This window comes from Robinsoniella peoriensis (assembly GCF_000797495.1).
Lineage (GTDB): Bacteria > Bacillota > Clostridia > Lachnospirales > Lachnospiraceae > Robinsoniella > Robinsoniella peoriensis.
The window spans coordinates 346,810-366,681 of sequence record NZ_JTGN01000001.1; the positions used below are offsets into that span (position 1 = coordinate 346,810).

Sequence of the window (19,872 nt, forward strand, 5' to 3'; positions counted from 1 at the left end):
AAACTAATCTTTATTCGCTGCCTTTAACAGCATTTGGTCTGGCTGCTGTCTTTCCCGGCTATTTATCTGATATATTAATCTGTTTTTTCTTCTATCTCCTCTTTGCCTCCGCTTGCCTTAATTTTTGCCAGCAATTTTGGTGCCAGCGCATTTGCGAGGATTAAAGCTGTAATTCCGGCTATCAGTTTACCCACTACAACCGGGAAGATCATATCCGGATTTGCACCTGCGGTGAATCCGAGGTGATCTCCAAATACAAATGCTGCTGAAACGGCAAATGCTACATTTAACAGTTTACCCTTAGCATTCATATTTTCCATAATATTGAACATTGCGATATTATTTGCAAGAGAAGCTACTAAACCGGCTGAGCCGTCTGCATTCATTTTCAGCTTTTCTCCCACTTTCATCAATGGTTTCTTAAATGTCTTGGTGATCCATTTTACCATTGGGAAAGCACCGATTAATACGCATGCAATCGTTCCTACAACCTTAATACCTTCTTCCAGAGGAATGGTACCGCCGTTTTTGTTCGGGTCAACCATAATATCAAATAATGGAAGACGAATGCCGGTCTCATACTGGAAAACAGCTATTGCGGTAAAAATAGTAATTAATATGGTAACTCCATTTCCAAAATGATTAAATCCTTTCATCATCTGGGTTGGTTTAAACCAAAGTCCAATGGCGATCAATCCTGCTACAATAATAACCGGAATTAAATTCTGTAAAATTGTAATCATATCAATCTTATTTGGTGTCATATTCATTACCAGACCACCTGCGATACAACCGATTGGAATGGTAATTAAACCAGCCAGTACTCCTGCTGCAAGAAACGGTCTGTCTTTTGGTTTAATAATGGACAGCGCAACCGGAATGGTAAATACAATGGTTGGTCCCATCATGGAACCCAGGATTAATCCTGCAAAATTACCAATGGCAGTATTGTCTCCTGCCAGCTGCATTGCCAGGGGATATCCTCCCATGTCATTTGCCAGAAGTGTGGTTGCGAACATCGCCGGAGATGCTCCGAATAATTCATAGACCGGTGCAATAATCGGCTGCAGAATTACCCGGAGTACCGGAGCTGCTGCAACCACGCCCATCATGGCAATTGCCAGGGGGCCCATTGCATTAAAACCGGCTTCAAATTCTTCTCCGTACCCCAGTTTATTTCCCCGGATACGGTCAATAGCTCCAATGACCATGAAGATCATCATAATTGTAATAATTACGGAATTGATTGACAATCCGCTGATGTACTGTTTAATACTCTCTGTAAATACATCTAAGTTTGTTATGTTTTCAATTAATTCACTGAACATGTACTCTTTCCCTCCTCTTTCCTCTATAGCCTGTTTCAAAATCATGCTAAGTATTTTTTAACACGCTCCGGACCACAATTGGATTATTGTGACCGCACTAATTGTATTCTCCCGCAAGATATTTGCACATCATTATATGCAGCGCGCTGGAAAGCCTGTTGAATTCTTCCAGTATATCCTGGTGTGTGTAATCATTTCCTACCTGATATGCATTGACCGCACTGATCTCGCATTCCCGGATCGCTGTACGGATTTGATTCAGTATAGCATATTCCTCCCCCATGGTGTAGTGGGGCAGGATCATTTGCCGGATATTGTAAAATTTCACTGGATTGTGCGAGTGTTCCCGCAGCTCTGCGTGAGTCAGTCCGATAATGCGCTCTATGGTAAATGGCTCATCCAGCACATCACACCGCATAATATTCTGTAAGATCTTCATGATATCTTCCAGATCCTCCAGCAGCTTTGAGCGCCTGGGATTCTTTGCAATTGCAGTCTGGTTACGTATAATCAGTGACTGAAGTGAATCCAGTTTACCACGAAATATGATACGCAGATGATTCTTTGGAACCAGCTTATTACCGGTTAGCTGCGTCATATGCTCCGGTTTGGATGTAAAAAATGCTCCGGTGGCATAATCCACATATGCAGCTTTCATATCATCAGGACTTTCTGCCGCCGGTTTCTCTGCATTTTCTTTTTCTAAAGTGCCCGGTTCCTGCTTTTCTATCTTTATTTTATATTGATTCAAATAATCACGGGCAGAAGGGGATAATAAACTTCCCTCCGGCACATAAAAGACCTCCGGGCGATTCTCTTTCATGATATCCCGTAAATACGCTTCTGTTATAACATTCAAATGATTGCCCCCTTAAGCCTGTCCCTGTATTGTTCCAAAGTATATGATTTTGGGACTCTCTCTATAAATGTGGCAGTATGGTTTCTACATCTCCGTGAGGTCTTGGTATTACATGCATGGAAATCAGCTCTCCAACCCGTTCTGCTGCTGCCGCACCTGCATCTGTAGCTGCTTTTACTGCACCTACGTCACCTCTGACTAAAACAGTAACCAGCCCGCTTCCGATACGTTCTTTTCCAATTAATTTCACATCTGCCGCTTTTGTCATTGCATCTGCTGCTTCGATTGCACCAATTAAACCTTTTGTCTCTATCATTCCTAATGCCTGCATAACCGCCATTTTATTGTCCTCCTGATTCTAATCTTATCTCAATTTCATCTTATCAAATTTAAACTTTAAGTTTAAATTCTATTATGAACTACCTGTTTTTTTACTTACTCTGCTGCTTCAGCAATTACCGGAAGAATGCTCTCCACATCCTTATGCGGTCTTGGTATTACATGTACGGAAACCACTTCACCCACAGCAGCTCCTGCTGCCGCTCCTGATTCTGTTGCAGCCTTTACCGCTCCAACATCGCCTCTTACCATAATGGTAACAAGTCCGCTTCCAATATATTCTTTTCCTATTAAAGATACGTCAGCAGATTTCACCATTGCATCTGCTGCTTCGATTGCTGCGATCAACCCTCTTGTTTCGATCAATCCCAATGCCTGTAAATTAGCCATTGTAATTCCTCCTGCCTGTTATTTTATTTTTACCAGAGCTATAATTTTCAGATACGCTCTAATTCCTTCAAAATCTTCTCAACAATATAATCTACATTTATATGGCAGGGCTCAGCTGCCGGTATTGCCAGATCTGCCTCTTTCCGGATTTCATCCAGTTCCTTTGTACCATAAGCTGCCTTGCGAATATTCAGCAGGTTCATAGGACCAATATTATCTGAGGTTGCACTTCCGCCTACCGCTCCGCATCCCAATGTAAATGCAGGCATTAAAGAGGTTGCGGCACCTACACCACCCAGGGCTCCCGGTGCATTCACCAGAAAACGGGAAACCGGTATTCTCTTTGCAAAATAATTGATGATTTCCTGATTTTCAGAATGAATGATAAAGGTATGACCTGCTCCTTCATAATGAAGAATCTGCTGACATCTTTCACAAATCTTCTGATAATTATCTTCCACATAAAATCCCAGAATCGGCGCCAGTTTTTCATTGGAATAGGGATGCCCGTTTCCAACACCGTCTTCTTTTGCTACCAGAACCCTGGCATCTGCCGGAACCTTAAGACCAGCCAGATCTGCAATATGCTGAACATTTTTTCCAACAATCATCGGGTTCATAGTTCCATTGGCGCGAAGAATGAATTTTCCCAGCTTTTCCGATTCTTCGTTACTTAAGAAATATGCTCCCTGTGCCTGCATTTCGGCTTTAACGGCTTCTTCCCGGTCACTCTCTGTAATGACGGACTGCTCAGATGCACAGATCGTGCCATTGTCAAATGTCTTACTGTCCATTATGCGTTTTACGGCTTTTTTAAGATCTGCAGACCGCTCAATATAAGCCGGTCCGTTTCCGGGTCCCACACCAATTGCAGGTGTTCCGGAAGAGTAAGCCGCACGTACCATGGCACTTCCTCCTGTTGCAAGGATCAGAGATATATCCGGATGGCGCATCAGAGTATCCGTAGACTGAATCGTCGGGATGGTGATTACCGATACCAGATCCTCCGGTCCTTCCGCTTCTGCAATTGCCTGTCGGATTACTTTGACTGTTTCCAGAATCGCTTCTTTTGCATTTGGATGCGGGGAAAAGATAATGGAATTTCCGGCCTTTATTGCAATTTCCGATTTATATAAGACTGTTGATGTAGGGTTCGTCGAAGGAATCAGCCCGGCAATTACACCTACCGGAACGGCAATATCTTTTGTTCCTGCTTTTTCATCTTCCGAAATTACTCCAATCGTCTTCATATCTTTGATGTATTCAAATACGCTCTTGCTTGCAAAGATATTTTTAATCACCTTATCTTCCATGATTCCGAATCCCGTCTCATCATGAGCCATCTGTGCAAGCCTTTTTGCATTTCTCACACCTGCATTAGCGATACTCTCCACAATTCTGTTAACCTGGCACTGGGACATCTCCAGTAATTTTTCCTGCGCTGCCTTTGAGCGCTCTACCAATTCTCTTACTTCCTGTACTGATAACAGGTCTTTATCATAAAGCTGCATAATTACCTCCCGTTTTGCATTTTCTGCGTATCATTATAATGCCAGCGGATTATCCGCTACAAACTCAACTGCAGCGGCAAATGCTTCACACGCTGCTTTGCATGCTGACTGGCTCCCGGTGAGCAGGGCCCCGCCAAAGTTTGTCTCAGAGGGCGGTGCATACAGTTCACACATGGTTACGTCTGCTGCTTTTAATGCGGCATCCAACGCATAAAGTGCTTCCAGAGGCGGTGCAATCAGATATGCCAGCGCCTGTCCTTCTTTAATTCCTGCTGATTTTGATAAATAGCTTCCTGTCCTTGCTATACAATGGGCATAGTAAGGTATGGAATCATCTTCGTTGGCGCTTACAAACCATGCACCATTTTCAATTGTACCGATGACAGCGTCCAGACCGCTTTTCACTTCTGCCGGATTGGTTCCTGCGATAATACCGATAACTTCACCAGCCAGCTTTGTACTTGCATTGCCTGCTCCGCCGTAAAAACTCTTCGCATAAACCACCTGCACATCAGCCGCTTTGGTCGCTTCATCCAGTGCCGTATACGTTACATCATCGCAGTCCGCCGTTACCATTCCGATGGATTTTTGTCTCGGCGATAATCCCAGGCTTTTTGCCAGATCCGGCGATACATTGGGAATCATTTTTGTACTGAGTACCTTTGCTTTTAATGGATCTCTTTTCATGTTTCATTACACCTCTCTCTCAATTAGAGTTTCAAATCCGTTCCGCTTGCTTTTTTCTCTAACATAATCTTAATGATTTCTGCAATATGGGCACCTGCTTCTACCGGCACTGTTCCAGCTTTATGTATATTGGATAATACGGTTCTTCTGGCTTCCGGCATGTCCATCGTTGCTTTATAAGCGATATATGCACTCATAGATTCTGCTGTAATAAGTCCCGGGCGCTCTCCGATCAATACACAGGTTACATCTGCCCCGGTAATTTCTGATACCTGGTCCATAACTCCCACTCTGCCGTATTTTACGAAAAACGGCGTTCCCACATCGATCTGATAGCTTTCCAGCCCCTGCAGAATAGCCGGCAGCAAATCACCCACATTTGCAGCAACTGCAGCGGAACTCAGCCCATCCGATACATAAACCTGAACAGTAGGATGCTTTTTGCATTTTTCCTGAACTGCTTTGACTCCTTCTTCATTCAGTCTTCTTCCAAGATCCGGACGGGTCAGATAAATGTCTTTATTGTCGCACTTGGTCTGAATGCTGAATAAGTTCATCTTTTCTACAAAAGCTTCATCCACATTAGAGAATACTGCATCCTGCGCTGCAGAATGGTCTGCCCGGAAACGCAGCCAGGTAGAAGTCATGTATCTTGCTCCGGCTTTCCAGATACCCAGGCGGCAGGGTGCATACTGCTTTAATTCATAATATGCCTCCCCGTTTACCGGATTTGGTACCAGGTACTGCTTTTTAATGTCTATCTCTGTAATATCTTCCAGACATCCGTCTTCAATTACCGGCGGTTCTTTAACATTTTCAGAGTATTCTGCCTGCTGAAATGTATTTACGGTCTTTGCCTCTGCCTTTGGTACTGTCTGGGCATCAGCTGCAGATATTGCCGGTGAAGTGCCCTGGCTTTCTAACGCTGCACCATTTGTACCTGATGTACTTTTTGTCACCTGCATTTCTACTAATACCTGCTCTATTATTCGTTTTAAATCCTTCTGGTCAATCATATATATCTCCTTTCTCTCTTAGAGCGTGTCTGAAAATTCATTTCATCAGGCTGTATGCCGATAGAAATATTTTTAGACAGGCTCTGGCAGCTTCCTGCATTCTTCACTTCTTATTTCATAAATACGGATGCATCACCTGCAAGAGAGGTCAGTTTTCCGTCTTTTGAAAATCCCATTTTTTCCAGCCACATATCAAACTCTTTAATCGGACGCAGTCCCAGAATCTCACGGAATGCCGCTGCATCATGATATCCGGTACACTGGTACATCAGCATACAGTCATCCCCGTGAGGAACTCCCATGATGTAATTACATCCCGCCGCTGATAAGAGCATACCCAGATTCTCAACGTCATTCTGATCCGTTTTCATATGGTTGGTGTAACAACAGTCACATCCCATCGGAATTCCCGTAAGTTTTCCCATGAAATGGTCTTCTAACCCGGCACGGATAACCTGTTTGCTGTCATAGAGATATTCCGGTCCGATAAATCCTACCACGGTATTAACAAGGAATGGATTATATTTCTTGGCAAGTCCGTAGCAGCGTGCTTCCATTACCACCTGATCACATCCATAATGTGCATCTGACGACAACTCGGAACCCTGACCGGTCTCGAAATACATGTAATTCGGTCCGGTGGAAGTTCCATGCTGAACCATCATCTGATGGCCTTCATCTAACATTGCCCCATTTAATCCAAAAGCTTCATTTCCCTTCTGAGAACCTGCGATGGACTGGAACATCAGATCAATCGGTGCATTGTGTTTGGTAATGGCCTCCATCTGGGTGCTGACATGGGCAAGTACGCAGATCTGTGTAGGGATATCCCATTTATTTTTAAACTCATCAAAACTTTTTAAGATTCTGGCAACACTTTCAGCCGTATCATCTACCGGATTTAATCCCAATACTGCATCACCGCAGCCTAAGCTGAATCCTTCCATTGCAGATGCGATGATTCCCTTGGGGTTATCGGTGGTATGGTTTGGCTGTAATCTGGATGAAAATGTGCCCGGAAGTCCGATTGTAGTATTACAATGTGCCGTAACTACAATTTTTTTTGCTGCATAAATCAAATCCAGATTTCCCATTAATTTCGTAACTGCCGCAACAATTTCACTTGTGATTCCACGGCTGGCACGACGGATCATATCTCCTGTTGTGCTGGTATCCAAAAGCCATTCACGAAATTGGGCAACTGTCATATTCTTAAATTCATTGTAAATAGGTTCATTTACCGCATCCTGGATGATTCTAGTAACTTCATCGATTTCATAAGGAACTGCCGGTGAATTTCTTAATTCCCCCAGGGTTATCTGTGATAATACTACCTTTGCCGCAACTCGCTCTTCCGCTGATTCTGCCGCAATTCCGGCTAATTTATCACCGGACTTTTCTTCATTCGCCTTTGCCATAACCTCCTTCAATGATTTAAACTCATAAGTATGGCCGAATAATTTTGTTTTTAATATCATGACTTTCACCTCGTATCTTTTCTTTAAGAATTAAAAATTAGTGTCTTGATGACGACAGGAACTACCCGCCCTTCACCGATTGGTTCTCCGATATCAATGTAATCACCGCTTTGTGTCCTGATACCGTCGATGCAGATGACCTCCTTACTGTGCTTTAATTTTACATTCAGAGCATGTCCCAGTGCTTTTGCGATATCGTGTTCTGCCACGATCAGTAACGGATATCTGATTGATATCAGTTCCTTCGCCCCATTGATAATAGCCTGGGCCAGTTCCTGGATACCGGCAAAACCCGAATATCCTGTTCCCGCAAATGAAATAGCGATTTGTTCGGCTTCCCCCTCGGAAATATACAAAGGTATCTGCCGCCTGATGGATTCTTCGATTCCCTGACAGGTTTTTTCTTCCTCTTCGCTGATTTTCAGGATTGGTATATTTTTCATCGGAAGCTGATTTTTTTCATAGGAAATCGTACTTCCGCTGATTTCTGTGGTATGAGTCCCGGCACCGACTACGGTAGCCCGGATCGTCTCTACTGCCTGATACAGTTCTAAATTCTGTAAAAACCGGTTTCTTCTGATTTCCTGTCCCAGTATGATTCCTACATCTCCATACTGAAACAGATCGTTACCGGCTTCCTGATATATGTAATCAGCAACGCCTCCGGAAAAGGTAACGGCTTTTGGTATTACTTCCTCCTTCAGCCCATTGCCACCATTCGTAAATATTTCATTATAATAGTCTGACTTTGGCAGTGTATGAAGAGACTGACCAATCAGATCCGCCATTAAGGTACAGATACTTCTTATTTTAGCTGCATCTGCAATCTCTCCTACGGAGATCGGGATGCCCAGACGTTCTGCCAGCTTTTGTATTTTGGAATAAATGTAAGTAATACGCTTTGTTCCCCGGTCTACTTTAATCAGCCTTCCGCCAATATCCAGACAGGTGGTTCCAATTAGATTTCCGTGGTCAAAAACCGCTATATTACTGGTCCCACCGCCTACGTCAACATTTGCAACCACAGTTCTTTTTTCTTTTGAAAAATTATCTGCCCCTGCACCTCTGCCGGATAGTACGGATTCCAGGTCCGGACCGGCCGTCGCAACTACAAAGTCTCCCGCCAGACCACTTAATCTATCCAGCACTACATTTGCATTTTCTTTTCTGGCTGTTTCTCCCGTTATAATAACTGCACCGGTTTTTATCTCCTCCGGTTTGATTCCCGCCTTATGGTACTGGCTCTCTAAGATCTGTTTTACCGCTTCCCCATCAATCTCCGTCTGGGACAATAAAGGAGTAAAAAAGATTTCACTGCGGAAAATAACTTTCTTATCTACAATGCTGATTCTGGGAACCGTATAGCTGGTTGCCTGGTTTTCAATGGTCAATTCACTGAATACCAACTGTGTGGTGGAGGTTCCAATATCAATTCCCACACTTAAAATGACTTCATGCATGTTCTGCCTCCCTTATATTTGATAACCCGATAGGATGAATCGTGTCTGAAAAATGCTCTGGAGCACCCTCCAAACAAGAAAAAAAGCCCAGGTGCAGAATTTTCTGCTCCTAAGCTTCACCGCTTTTTTCAGACACCCCTGCATCGGACTGTCTTATTCAATTGTACATTTTAAAATCAAAACTTGCTCTGGTACCTTCCGGCCCTGATTTTATCTTAAACTTGCCGTGCAGTTTTTCTCTTACCACACTATCTACGATATATAATCCCAGGCTCTTTCTTTTTACTGCATCAACTGCAAACCCTTTTCCGTTATCTGTTATACTCACCTGGGAATACATCTTCCCATGGGTAATCTCGATAATAATATGCCCGGACGTTACATCCGTAAACGCATACTTAAATGAGTTTTGCAGTAATTCATTAATTACAAGGGTAACTGATGATGCCACTTCTGCATTCAGCTTAAATTCATCTCCAATGACATCAATTTTAACTTCCAGATCCGGATAGATATATGATCTTAACAGATCCCGTTTTATACTTTCCACAACTTCATAGATATTAACATTATCATCCTCACCCTGCAGGATCAATTCATGGGTTATGGAAATTGATAGAAGGCGGTTAATCGTATCCTCCAGCACTTCTTTTACCTCGTCGTTTTCACTTCTTCTGCTCTGCATACGCAGAATACTGGCAATCATCTGAAAATTATTTTTGATCCGATGATGCATTTCTTTTAAAGCAACTGATTTATTCACCAATTCCTTTTCTTTTTCTCTAAGGTGCGTAATATCACTTAAAACAATTGCGAACTGAATTCCGTTTTTCCCAAGGGGAATCTGCTTTACCCTCAGAAAATATTTTCCAACAGTGACTTCAACTCCGGTTTTTTCAAGTTCCCCGGGCTGATACTCACGCTCCGGCTGATATAAAAGAATATTATCATAAGGCATGTCCAGAATATCACCGCCATATCCAAGCTTGGCATACAGTTCCTTTGCCATCATATTGCGGAAACATACTTTTCCTTTATCATCCACCATCATTAATGCTTCATCTATATACTGCATCAGCCAGTCATATTCGTGTATTAAATTATCAAATACATTTACTTGTCTTGGCTTTTCATCTTCTATGGCCTCAATTTCTTCTACCGCACGTTTTTCCGTTATTAACACACCGATAATGCGGTTATCATTAAAAATAGGTTCTACATTCTGCATTACTTCTGTTCTCTCCTGGGTTACTGCCTTTACATATTTCGTCCCGATTCCCAGTCGGATCGTACGCTCTACTGCCGGTTCATCTTCTTTTCTGGCAAGCATTCCCACTACGCTTTTGGCATAAGCAGAGGGTACATTTTCCGGATTCGCCTCACAGATTACAATCGCGGTGGATTTATCTTCTGTAATGCAGTCAATAAACACATCACATCCTACCATGTTCGCAATGAGCTGAAGACTAGGCTGCATAGCTTCAATCACTTGAATATCCGAATCGGTAAGCGGAGTGCATTCTTTGCATAAATCATATACTTTAGAACTCACACATGCCCACCTGCTTTCAATAATATCATTTCTGCCACACGTTTCATAGACAGCTTTTTTGCCTGACTTAAACTTCTGATATAATCATAAGCCTCCTGCTCAGAGATTTTTTTCTCCTGCATGATAAAGCCTTTTGCTTTTTCTATAATTTTCCTGCTTTCCAGCTGTTTCTTTGCCTGTGTTCCTTCCTGCTTTAACTGCTTCATCTGAGCACTCTGCGCAAGCGCCACCTCAATAGCCGGAATCATCGTCCTTACCGCTACCGGTTTGACTATGTAACCGGAAACGCCGATCTCTTTTGCCTTACGGATACAGTCTTTATCACTATAAGCTGTCAGCATCATAACCGTATCCACAATATCCTCTTCTTTTAATACTTTTGCCGCACAAAACCCATCTAAAAGCGGCATTTCAATGTCCATTAATACAAGATCCGGTCTTACCGCCTTACAAACTTCAATTGCATCGAAACCATCGGATGCTTCTCCGACAACTTCGTAATTCTGATCCTCCAGCAATTCTTTCAGGTCCATTCTGGTAATCGGCTCATCATCCGCAATTACCACCCTTACTTTTGATTCTTCCATTTGTACCTCCGCATTATACCTCACATTACTTCTGTCGATTATGCTTTATATCCGGATCACTTATGATCTGCTAGTGATCCTCCAGGTATTGAATAACGTCTTCCATACCTTTTCCCGCAACTGCACTTGTTAAAAAAATCTTTTTTGCTCCTGCATTTTCCAGATACTTTACTGCCAGAGCGGTCTGCTCCCGGGAAGCAGCATCGCATTTTGTTACAATTCCAATGACCGGCTTCGTAAACATCGATGTGAACATTGGCGCAAACATACTGCCGTCTGCAGTAGCATCCTGCACAAAGATGATCACATCCGCCTCAGCTGAAGTTACCTGCAGTGCACGGTATAACCCCCGTCTCTCCAGATATTCTCCCGGTGTATCGATCAGCTCTTTCCCCAGGATTTCAATCGCCTGGGTCTTCTTATATTTTATTGATTCACCCATAAGATACTGGCATAGCGTAGTCTTACCTGCGTATGTCCTGCCTACAAACATTACTTTCTTCATGGTATGTCCACTCCCTTATAGTCAGGTTCTAGTGATTTTAGAAGGAGTGAAATCTAACATGTCGCCTAACACATTCATAATTTCATGCAAAGAAGCATCCACAGCAGCAATATCACCGGTAATAACCAACGACCCGCTGAAACGATCAACAAAACCAATCTTCACATCTGCCGCTTTCGTTGCTACATCTGCGCCTATAATGGCACCTTCACTGGGTGTTATAGTTAAAATACCAATTGCTCCGCGCCCATCAACCAGGCCCAGCTTAGTATACAGGTCTTCATCCGGGTTGGCAATCAAATGTGCCAAAGTAACCTGCTTCCCCGGAACAAACTCCTGAATAATTCTTTTTTTCTCATCTAATTCTATCATATTTTCACTCCTTATGCAGTAAAATATCCTGTAAAAGCGCAAAAAACCCCCAGAAATAAATTTCCGGAAGTTCCATCACTTCGTAAAAACACTGCAGGTCATTACGTCACAACCCGCTTATTCAATTGAAAAGATCTCTCTTTTGTTATACTTTAATGCATACTTCATAGTTGGTAATATGTATACGTACTTTCAAACTTATCGTAATCCCGCTTACGATACTGCCTGATATGCAGTGCGACTGCGAACTGCATTCACATTTTCGCACTTACTTCTATAGCGACTATACACTATTTTATACAGTTTTGTCAACACTTTTCGTCAATTATATGTTATTTTTTACCATTGTTATCTCTGTTTTTCACCATTTGTTCCTACATCTTTAAATATTTACTTTTCCCATAATAAGCTTCCCGGAAAACAGTTTCGATTTCTTCCGGAAGACACTTTCTCGGATTTGTAGCCGTACACCTGTCCTCACAGGCAATTCGTGACATCTCTGATACCGATGCTTCAAATGCACTCTGATCCTCCCAGGCATCTTTGATTTGCAGCGGCATTTTAAACTCCCTGCACAGTTTTTCCATTCCATGAATCAGGTTTACCACACCGGAACGGACACTGTAGGATTCATAACCTGCCAGTTTCGCCAGTCTTGCATATTTTTTTGCTGCCCCTGTTTCTTTTTCACCGCCAACATCCTGAATTCCGGCATTGTAAGCAATTACGTAGGGAAGCAGCACTGCATTTGCACGTCCGTGGGGCAAAGAAGCACGAATACCCAGAATATGCGCCATTCCATGATTTACCCCAAGGGAAACACTGTCAAATGCCATTCCTGCCAGACAGGACGCATGATGCATATTTTCTCTCGCTTCCAAATCATCACCCTGATGATATGCCCTTCGCAGACTGTCAAACGCCATTTTAAATGCCTTTTCCGCCAGTGCATCTGAAAAATCAGTTGCATTTGCAGAAACATAAGCCTCCATGGCATGGGTTAATACATCCATTCCGGTATCAGCCGTAATAGCCGGTGGTACGCTTACCGTAAGGTGTGCGTCTAACACTGCTATGTCCGGAAGCAGGCTGTCATCCACAAGCGGATATTTTATATTTTTCTCATGATCTGATATTATGGAAAATCTCGTAACTTCAGATCCTGTACCGCTGGTGGTTGGAATCGCTATAGATAGACACCGGGGCAGTCCTGCCGTTCTGACTGCAAAGTACATAATTCCTTTCGCTGTATCAATTGCGGAACCGCCTCCAAAAGAAATCACCGTATCCGGTTTAAACTCATCAATGATAGAAATTCCTTTCATAACCAACTCAATATCGGGATTGGGCACCACATCGGAAAATACATAATATGGAATTCCTGCTGCCTCCAGTTTCTCTGTCACATAAGTAATCCTGCCGCTTTCCACCAAAAATTTGTCAGTTACAATAAACACACTCTTCGTGTCAGGACAAACACTGGAAATGTCCAGTTCACCCATAAAAATTTCTGTACCCAGTTGAAATGTTTTCATCTTCAATTCCTTATCCTCCATATTCTTCATACCCGCATATTGAATGCTCTCTTTGCTGCACCGCCTATCAAGAAACAATTCAAACCCGGCAATCAAACAAAACGCCTAAACAACATAAAAAGTGCCTCGGATAAAATTCATCCAAGACACTTCAACGTACCTTTAAGCTCCATGTACTGCGCCGCACATAGAATATTCTGAAATCAATTATACGCACCTGCTCTGGAAAAGTCAAGAAATTTATAGTCATCTCCTATTTTTTCAAAAACTCTCTGGATCTGTACCGATCCCGGTACTGCTGGGGAGTTACCCCATTACATTTCTTAAACACGCTGCCAAAATGGCTCTGGGAATTAAAGCAGACATAACTGCTGATTTCCGTCAGGGTTGCATCGGAATATTTCAGCAGGTTCTCCGCCCTTTTTACACGAACGCGGTTAATGTATTCATTCATGGATATTCCTTCTTCTTTTTTAAATAGATGGGACAGGTAATTTTTATTGATCCCAATTGCATCTGCCGCTTCCTCCAGCCGGATTTTATATTGATAATGATTTATAATATAGTCCTTACACTGTTCAATATAATTAGACCGGACTTTTTCTTTTCTGGCTTCCATCACCTGTCTTGTAAATTCCATAGTGCTGAGCCTTCGCAATTCAATCAGCTGCCCCACATCACTGCATTTATCAATCTTATCAATATAAACATCGCTTAATATATAAGCCTCCGCCGGAGTAACTCCGCTCTCAATTGCGGCTCTGGTTGCTAGCGTAACCGCACAGATCGCCAGATTTCTCTGGTGGTTCATTTCCTTTCTTGACAGTTTACCTGCATTTTCAGCCAAAGAATCGCTCATTTCTTTTGCTTTTACTTCATCGCCATTCTTTATGCAGTTAATCCATTGGAGTTCTTCCATGTAGGTATGGTGATAAGCTTCTTCCTCAACCTTGCCAATGCGAAAGGTTGCTTTATCCCGTTCCAGCTCTTCCGGGTCTACATAGGCCAGATTATTTTCCTTAAGCAGCATTTCTTCGTTACATATTTCACCGGTTATGGTGGTATATATCATACTGATCAGCGAGATCATCTGCAAAAACCCCAGTCTGGCAGGTGCTTTTTGCTCGATCTTCTCCATGTTATGCAGCTTATAAAAACGGTGTACTTCCACATTTGAAAGAAATTCCGAACACATCGGTCCCGCCAGGACATATTGATTTTCATCAGCCTTTATTGCACTGAAATAAATTGCTTTATTTTCCACTATCACTGCCGGACAAGCAATGCCGTTGCACCTCTCAATCAGCTTGTTGGTAAAGTGGGAATCAGCCCCAAGGGGGTTTTCCTCTTTCTCAAAATTACCATAGCATTCCGTGATCCCGGCTCCTGATTCATATAAAAACAGGGCAATATTTGATAGCAGGCACAGCTTTTGCATACTGTACTTTTTCTTCTTATCTATGACAAACACCCCTTTTTATCTTTTATAACCGGTAACTGCAATTCGGTCAGCCACTCCCCGGGATCTTCTGCATTCCAGATGCCATCTATATAACTCTCCCTTGGATTCCCGGCTGCAATATATCCATTTTCCTCCACCCACTTAAATAAATAGGCATAAGCATTTGGAAGCTTTTCATAAGATCCTTTATGCATGACAGAGGCAACCACCACAGGTTCCATTTTCTTAAAAACAACTCCTTCAACTTCATTGCCAAAACGGGTGACCGCTTCGCAGAACTCTATATTTATATCTTTCTCCCGGTATTCACCATCCAGATATACACAAAAGCAGTATTCCGGTATGGCACATTTCAAATCGGGATTCGCTTCCTGCACCGCAGCACCGATCCCCGGAATGATTTGAAAATAAGAACTGTAACCCGGAATAGTAAGCCGTTTGGAATAAACTATGCATTCCGGTATTTCTTTAATTATACCCTGGTACTGTCTCATGCTTTCCGCTTCGCTGCCGGACAGCATAAAATTAATCCTGGAGATCTGATCCCTGCCCTCTCTTAATTCTTCCTCAAGCTCTCTTTTTCGATTATGAAGTATCTCCTCCATATTATGTCCATCCTGAATCAATTTGATTTCCATAATAGACAGTCCAATTTGACGCAACGCCTGAATGTGGTGCAGTTCCAGAATCTGCCGGGTTGAATAAAAGCGGTAGTTTGTTTCATCATCAATATACTCCGGTTTCAGAAGTCCCACCTCATTATAATAGCGCAGTGTTTTAATGGTTGTCTTGCAAAGCTTGGAAAATTCTCCAATCCGGAACATATCTTTTCCTCCTCGTATTTGTCAGATGTATTTGCATTTATTATACATCCTCCCTTAAGGGGAGAGTCAAGTATTTTTCCAAAAAGAATGATCCGCTGCTTTATTCCTTTTTTTCATCGCAATCTCTCCTCTACTCTGCGCCTTTTAACGCACTTACCATGTCAATATCTTTTACTTTCCTGGAAAATAATATATTCACTCCCACGGAAACAATCATCGTTATGGCAACACTGATTCCTATACTGAGCATACTAATCTTCGTCATCATATCAAAATTGTCTCCCAGCATCCCGCACATCAAATCAATAATCCATTTTCCCAATAAATATCCCGGGACTAATCCCAATGCACTAAGCCATATATTCTGACGCAGCATTAGTAGACGTATTTTCTCAGATTTAAATCCAAGTACCCGCAAGGTCGCAAATTCCCTCAGCTTCTCCGTAAAGGAAAGTACTCCCAGATTGTAAAGTACTACAACCGCCATTAAAACTGCCGCCGCAACCATAATGTAGATAATCGAATACATGGTATCCATCATTTCTGTAACAGAGGACTTCAGCCTTTCAATATTCCAGACCGTGTAAGAAACAGCATCCGGATCTATATTAGCTTTTGTTAAAAATGAAGTGGGCTGGTAATTGCCGCCCTGTTCTTCGAAGTAATCCCGGTATAACGTAATTCCCTGCGCCACCGGATCCCGGTATATTGCTTTGATTTTCGATTCCACCCATTTGCTTTCCCCATAGAGATGCCATGAGACCTCATCTCCCACATCCACATTTAAGATATCCGCCATATGGAAGCTGATAGAAACTCCATTAACCGGAAGCTTTTGTTCATTCCTTCTGCTGTCCGTAAAAACAGTAAGACTGGATTCCGGTTCTAAAACCGTAATTCCCGTTGTTTTTTTAATTCCATTAGCGCGCAGTTCAATACTGCCCTCCTGGATAGTCTCTCCCGGATAGGGGATATCCGAAGCCGTCAAATCTTCTGTCAGTAAAACCTTGTTCCGGTACTGGGTGAGCTGCCCATACTTCCAATCATTAATATTGTTCAGCGAATCAACCATTCCTAGTGCACAGGTAAGCAGGCTCATACATCCTGTAATACCCACAATTGCCATAATACTTCTCACCTTACTCCTCAGCGTATCCCGTAAATTCCACTGGAAGTCAAATCCGGTCCGCTTCCACCACGCGGTTTGTTCAAACCACATATGCTTCGAAATCTTCGGCGGCTTCGTCCGCAGTGCATCCGCCGGCTTTTCCTTTAAGATTTTATTACAGGCAAGCCAGGTTACGAGGGAACACGCAGCCACTGCTGCTGCCGCCATAAGAACTGCCTGGGGCAGTAAGATAACCGTAAGCGGAGGAAGGGAATACATGCCAGACTGCATTTGAAAAAACAAAGGTGTCAGGGTAACCGGTCCCAGAATTAAGCCGAGCAAAGCCCCCGCCAGTGAAGGAATTGTCCCGTAACAGATAAAGTGCCTCATGATTTTCCTGTCTTTAAATCCCAGCGCTTTTAAAGTTCCAATCTGTGTTCTCTGATTATTAATCATTCTGCTCATAGTGGTAAGTATCGTAAGCAATGCCACTGCAATAAATACAAATGGAAACAAATCCCCCATTGCCTTATTCTGCAATATTTCTTCCCGGAACTGCTGATAGCTTCCCTGTCCATCTCTGGATAAAAATACATTGTATGTACCATCCAGCTGCTTCTCAATCTGTTCTTCTGCTTTCTGATAGTCCGTTGTGCTAAGAAGAGCCGCAATCTGATTGTAAACTTTGGGAAATCCCTGAGGCAGTAAATCCATTCCGCCATACACAACCCCTATATTCTCCGGATTTGCCAGGCTGTCAAAAGACGCAGAAGCATAGACATATTCCGGGCTTATCATAATTCCCAGGATTTTTTTACTGATCACAATACCTTCCACCTGCATATCCAGGGTATCGCCTGCCGCAAGTCCTCTTGTCTCTGCAAATTTATCACTCAGCCATATCCCGTCGGCGGCAGGATCAAAGCTTTCCCCGCGAATCACTTTACAGGAAGAAATCCTATCCTCATCCATAAGCAAAATCTCCAGCTCCGGTTCTCCGCTTAAATCAGCTGTACCTTTCAGATAAAGACGCTTTGAGGCATCTGTTACAACATCCGTTTTCCGCAAGTTGGAGACATCACTTTCCGTAAATGACTTTCCGTAAAGCCAGATATCCGCCAGATGCGTTTCCGAATAGTAACTGTCCATTCCCTTTTGGAAAGTGTACCATTCGCTTCCAATTCCCGCATAAACAAAAATTGCCAAAAATGTCATTAACCCAATGGAAATAAACTGCATTTTATTATTTTTCATATCCCGCAGCATTTTTCGAAACAGCATTACCACTCCACCTCACTTACGGACTTTGGATTCTCATTGACCGTGACACTGCGGATCTTCCCATTTTTAATCCGAATCACTTTATCAGCCGCCTCAGCCAGGGCACTGTTATGGGTTACAATAATAACTGTTCTGTTATGTTCCCGGCTCATATTCTGGAGAAGGGACAAAATCAAAATGCCTGTTTCAGAATCCAACGCTCCGGTAGGTTCATCACAGAGCAGCATCTTTGGATTTTTACACACTGCCCTGGCAATGGAAACCCTCTGCTGCTCTCCTCCTGACAGCTGTGCGGGAAACTTATCCTGATGTTCCAAAAGCCCCACCGACTGCAGCATCTCACCGGGATCCAGGCTTTCCTTTGCAATTTCTTTTACAAGGGCAACATTTTCATAAACAGTCAATGCAGGAATTAAATTATAAAACTGAAATACAAATCCAACATCTTCTGCACGGTACTCCGATAATTCCTCTGCTTTCAGTTCTGATATTTCCCGCTCACCTACTACGATCTTTCCGCTGGTCACATGATCCATACCTCCCAGAAGGTTTAACAGGGTAGATTTTCCCGCCCCGCTGGGTCCCAGAATAATAACGAATTCACCTTCGTCAATGGTAAAATTCAAATGATTGGCAGCAAACAGCACTTTCTCTCCAATGGGATAACTTTTCACTACCTCTTCAAATGCAATTAACCGGCTCATAAATTCCTCCTCTCCATGGATTTTCCATATCCATATTCAAAACCTGAAATATATTTCATGTTTTGAATTCTATCACTCCGGCAACCGTTTGTCAATAAAACCTGAAACTTTTTTCACCTTATTTGACAACCTGTTCTTAAGCGGTTATACTATACAGAAGTACCATATTATCTTGTAAAGAGAGGCTTTGTTAAATGAGTGATGTAATTAAAACCCCTGTCCAGCAACGTTCTATTGATAAAAAAAATCGTTTAATGAAGGCCGGGCTGGATCTGATGCGTGAACGTGGATACTATCATGTAAATGCTGTTGACATAGCCAAAGAGGCTGGCGTATCCACCGGCATCTTTTACCGTTATTTTGAAAATAAAATGGATCTTGTGTTGGAAATAATGAACCAGATTGTAGATCAAAGCTTTAAACCGCTGGTTCGTGAATTTGTAGAAAAAAATATAGATCAGACAAACTTCATTTCTTTTCTCGATAAATTACTAGATGAACTCAGTGAAATTCATGAAGGTCTCGGTATTCTTCATAATGACCTGAATACGCTGCTTAGTTCTGATGAGGAAAAAGCCAGCCTTTGGATGTCATTAGAGGATCAGATCATGCAGCTCTTTGTTGCCGCAGCGAAAAAAAGTAACCTGAATCTGAAAGATCCGGATGAAAAGATCCATATTGCCTATAACCTGGTAGAAGCATACTGCCATGAAAAAGCATTTCATAAGCATTCCTATATCGACTACGATGTATTGAAGCAGGAAATCATAAAAACACTGGTTTTTGTTATAATAACTTAAATACTCTAAAAAACATTTATTGAGAACTAAAATATGAAAAACAGTATATCCTATACTAAAGATGTTAGAAAATT

Annotated in this window: 19 protein-coding genes; 1 reads left to right on the plus strand and 18 read right to left on the minus strand. The window is 42.5% G+C overall.

The window, feature by feature from the left end; all coding sequences use genetic code 11:
• Positions 1–74: 74 nt before the first annotated feature.
• From QR40_RS01475 to QR40_RS01560, 18 genes are all read right to left on the minus strand, one after another.
• Positions 75–1,328, minus strand: coding sequence for an ethanolamine utilization protein EutH (locus tag QR40_RS01475; protein ID WP_044289299.1), 1,254 nt, complete (start codon positions 1,326–1,328; stop codon positions 75–77).
• A 97-nt stretch (positions 1,329–1,425) separates the two neighbouring features.
• Positions 1,426–2,187 carry an ATP-binding protein gene (locus tag QR40_RS01480; protein ID WP_063837564.1) on the minus strand — a complete coding sequence of 254 codons (762 nt, stop codon included), beginning with the start codon at positions 2,185–2,187 and terminating at the stop codon, positions 1,426–1,428.
• A gap of 61 nt (positions 2,188–2,248) precedes the next feature.
• Positions 2,249–2,527, minus strand: a complete 279-nt coding sequence (gene eutM / locus QR40_RS01485; RefSeq protein WP_027293630.1) for an ethanolamine utilization microcompartment protein EutM — start codon at positions 2,525–2,527, stop codon at positions 2,249–2,251.
• Between the two features lie 95 nt (positions 2,528–2,622).
• A complete protein-coding gene (locus QR40_RS01490; protein WP_027293629.1) occupies positions 2,623–2,916 on the minus strand; it encodes a BMC domain-containing protein in 294 nt (97 codons plus the stop codon).
• Between the two features lie 47 nt (positions 2,917–2,963).
• The gene (locus QR40_RS01495) at positions 2,964–4,427 is read right to left on the minus strand and encodes an acetaldehyde dehydrogenase (acetylating) (RefSeq protein WP_052430650.1); all 1,464 of its coding nucleotides are present in this window, start codon (positions 4,425–4,427) and stop codon (positions 2,964–2,966) included.
• Between the two features lie 33 nt (positions 4,428–4,460).
• The gene (gene eutL, locus QR40_RS01500) at positions 4,461–5,114 is read right to left on the minus strand and encodes an ethanolamine utilization microcompartment protein EutL (protein ID WP_027293628.1); all 654 of its coding nucleotides are present in this window, start codon (positions 5,112–5,114) and stop codon (positions 4,461–4,463) included.
• Between the two features lie 23 nt (positions 5,115–5,137).
• Positions 5,138–6,130, minus strand: coding sequence for an ethanolamine ammonia-lyase subunit EutC (gene eutC, locus QR40_RS01505; protein ID WP_027293627.1), 993 nt, complete (start codon positions 6,128–6,130; stop codon positions 5,138–5,140).
• A 110-nt stretch (positions 6,131–6,240) separates the two neighbouring features.
• Complete coding sequence (locus QR40_RS01510) at positions 6,241–7,608, minus strand: ethanolamine ammonia-lyase subunit EutB (protein WP_027293626.1); 1,368 nt, start codon at positions 7,606–7,608, stop codon at positions 6,241–6,243.
• A gap of 23 nt (positions 7,609–7,631) precedes the next feature.
• On the minus strand, positions 7,632–9,068 hold the full coding sequence (gene eutA / locus QR40_RS01515) for an ethanolamine ammonia-lyase reactivating factor EutA (protein WP_027293625.1): 1,437 nt from the start codon (positions 9,066–9,068) through the stop codon (positions 7,632–7,634).
• Between the two features lie 157 nt (positions 9,069–9,225).
• Positions 9,226–10,620 carry a sensor histidine kinase gene (locus tag QR40_RS01520; RefSeq protein ID WP_044293041.1) on the minus strand — a complete coding sequence of 465 codons (1,395 nt, stop codon included), beginning with the start codon at positions 10,618–10,620 and terminating at the stop codon, positions 9,226–9,228.
• Positions 10,617–11,207 carry an ANTAR domain-containing response regulator gene (locus QR40_RS01525; RefSeq protein ID WP_027293623.1) on the minus strand — a complete coding sequence of 197 codons (591 nt, stop codon included), beginning with the start codon at positions 11,205–11,207 and terminating at the stop codon, positions 10,617–10,619. Before QR40_RS01525 ends, QR40_RS01520 begins: the two co-directional genes overlap by 4 nt.
• A 70-nt stretch (positions 11,208–11,277) precedes the next feature.
• Positions 11,278–11,712, minus strand: a complete 435-nt coding sequence (locus tag QR40_RS01530; protein WP_027293622.1) for a EutP/PduV family microcompartment system protein — start codon at positions 11,710–11,712, stop codon at positions 11,278–11,280.
• Between the two features lie 21 nt (positions 11,713–11,733).
• Positions 11,734–12,084: an ethanolamine utilization microcompartment protein EutS gene (gene eutS, locus QR40_RS01535; RefSeq protein ID WP_027293621.1), complete on the minus strand. Its 351-nt coding sequence runs from the start codon at positions 12,082–12,084 to the stop codon at positions 11,734–11,736.
• Between the two features lie 374 nt (positions 12,085–12,458).
• Entirely contained in the window at positions 12,459–13,649 is a 1,191-nt protein-coding gene (locus QR40_RS01540; protein WP_330373611.1) for a 1-propanol dehydrogenase PduQ, read from the minus strand.
• A 223-nt stretch (positions 13,650–13,872) separates the two neighbouring features.
• Entirely contained in the window at positions 13,873–15,090 is a 1,218-nt protein-coding gene (locus QR40_RS29375; RefSeq protein ID WP_152614149.1) for an AraC family transcriptional regulator, read from the minus strand.
• Positions 15,078–15,905: a MerR family transcriptional regulator gene (locus QR40_RS01550; protein ID WP_044293042.1), complete on the minus strand. Its 828-nt coding sequence runs from the start codon at positions 15,903–15,905 to the stop codon at positions 15,078–15,080. The genes QR40_RS29375 and QR40_RS01550 overlap by 13 nt, the downstream gene beginning before the upstream one ends.
• Before the next feature lie 130 nt (positions 15,906–16,035).
• Complete coding sequence (locus QR40_RS01555) at positions 16,036–18,294, minus strand: ABC transporter permease (protein WP_044293044.1); 2,259 nt, start codon at positions 18,292–18,294, stop codon at positions 16,036–16,038.
• Entirely contained in the window at positions 18,294–18,998 is a 705-nt protein-coding gene (locus QR40_RS01560) for an ABC transporter ATP-binding protein (RefSeq protein WP_044293045.1), read from the minus strand. The genes QR40_RS01555 and QR40_RS01560 overlap by 1 nt, the downstream gene beginning before the upstream one ends.
• 194 nt (positions 18,999–19,192) lie before the next feature.
• On the opposite strand from QR40_RS01560, the gene QR40_RS29380 reads away from it, so the two are divergent.
• Positions 19,193–19,798, plus strand: a complete 606-nt coding sequence (locus QR40_RS29380; RefSeq protein ID WP_052377756.1) for a TetR/AcrR family transcriptional regulator — start codon at positions 19,193–19,195, stop codon at positions 19,796–19,798.
• The last annotated feature ends 74 nt before the right edge of the window (positions 19,799–19,872 follow it).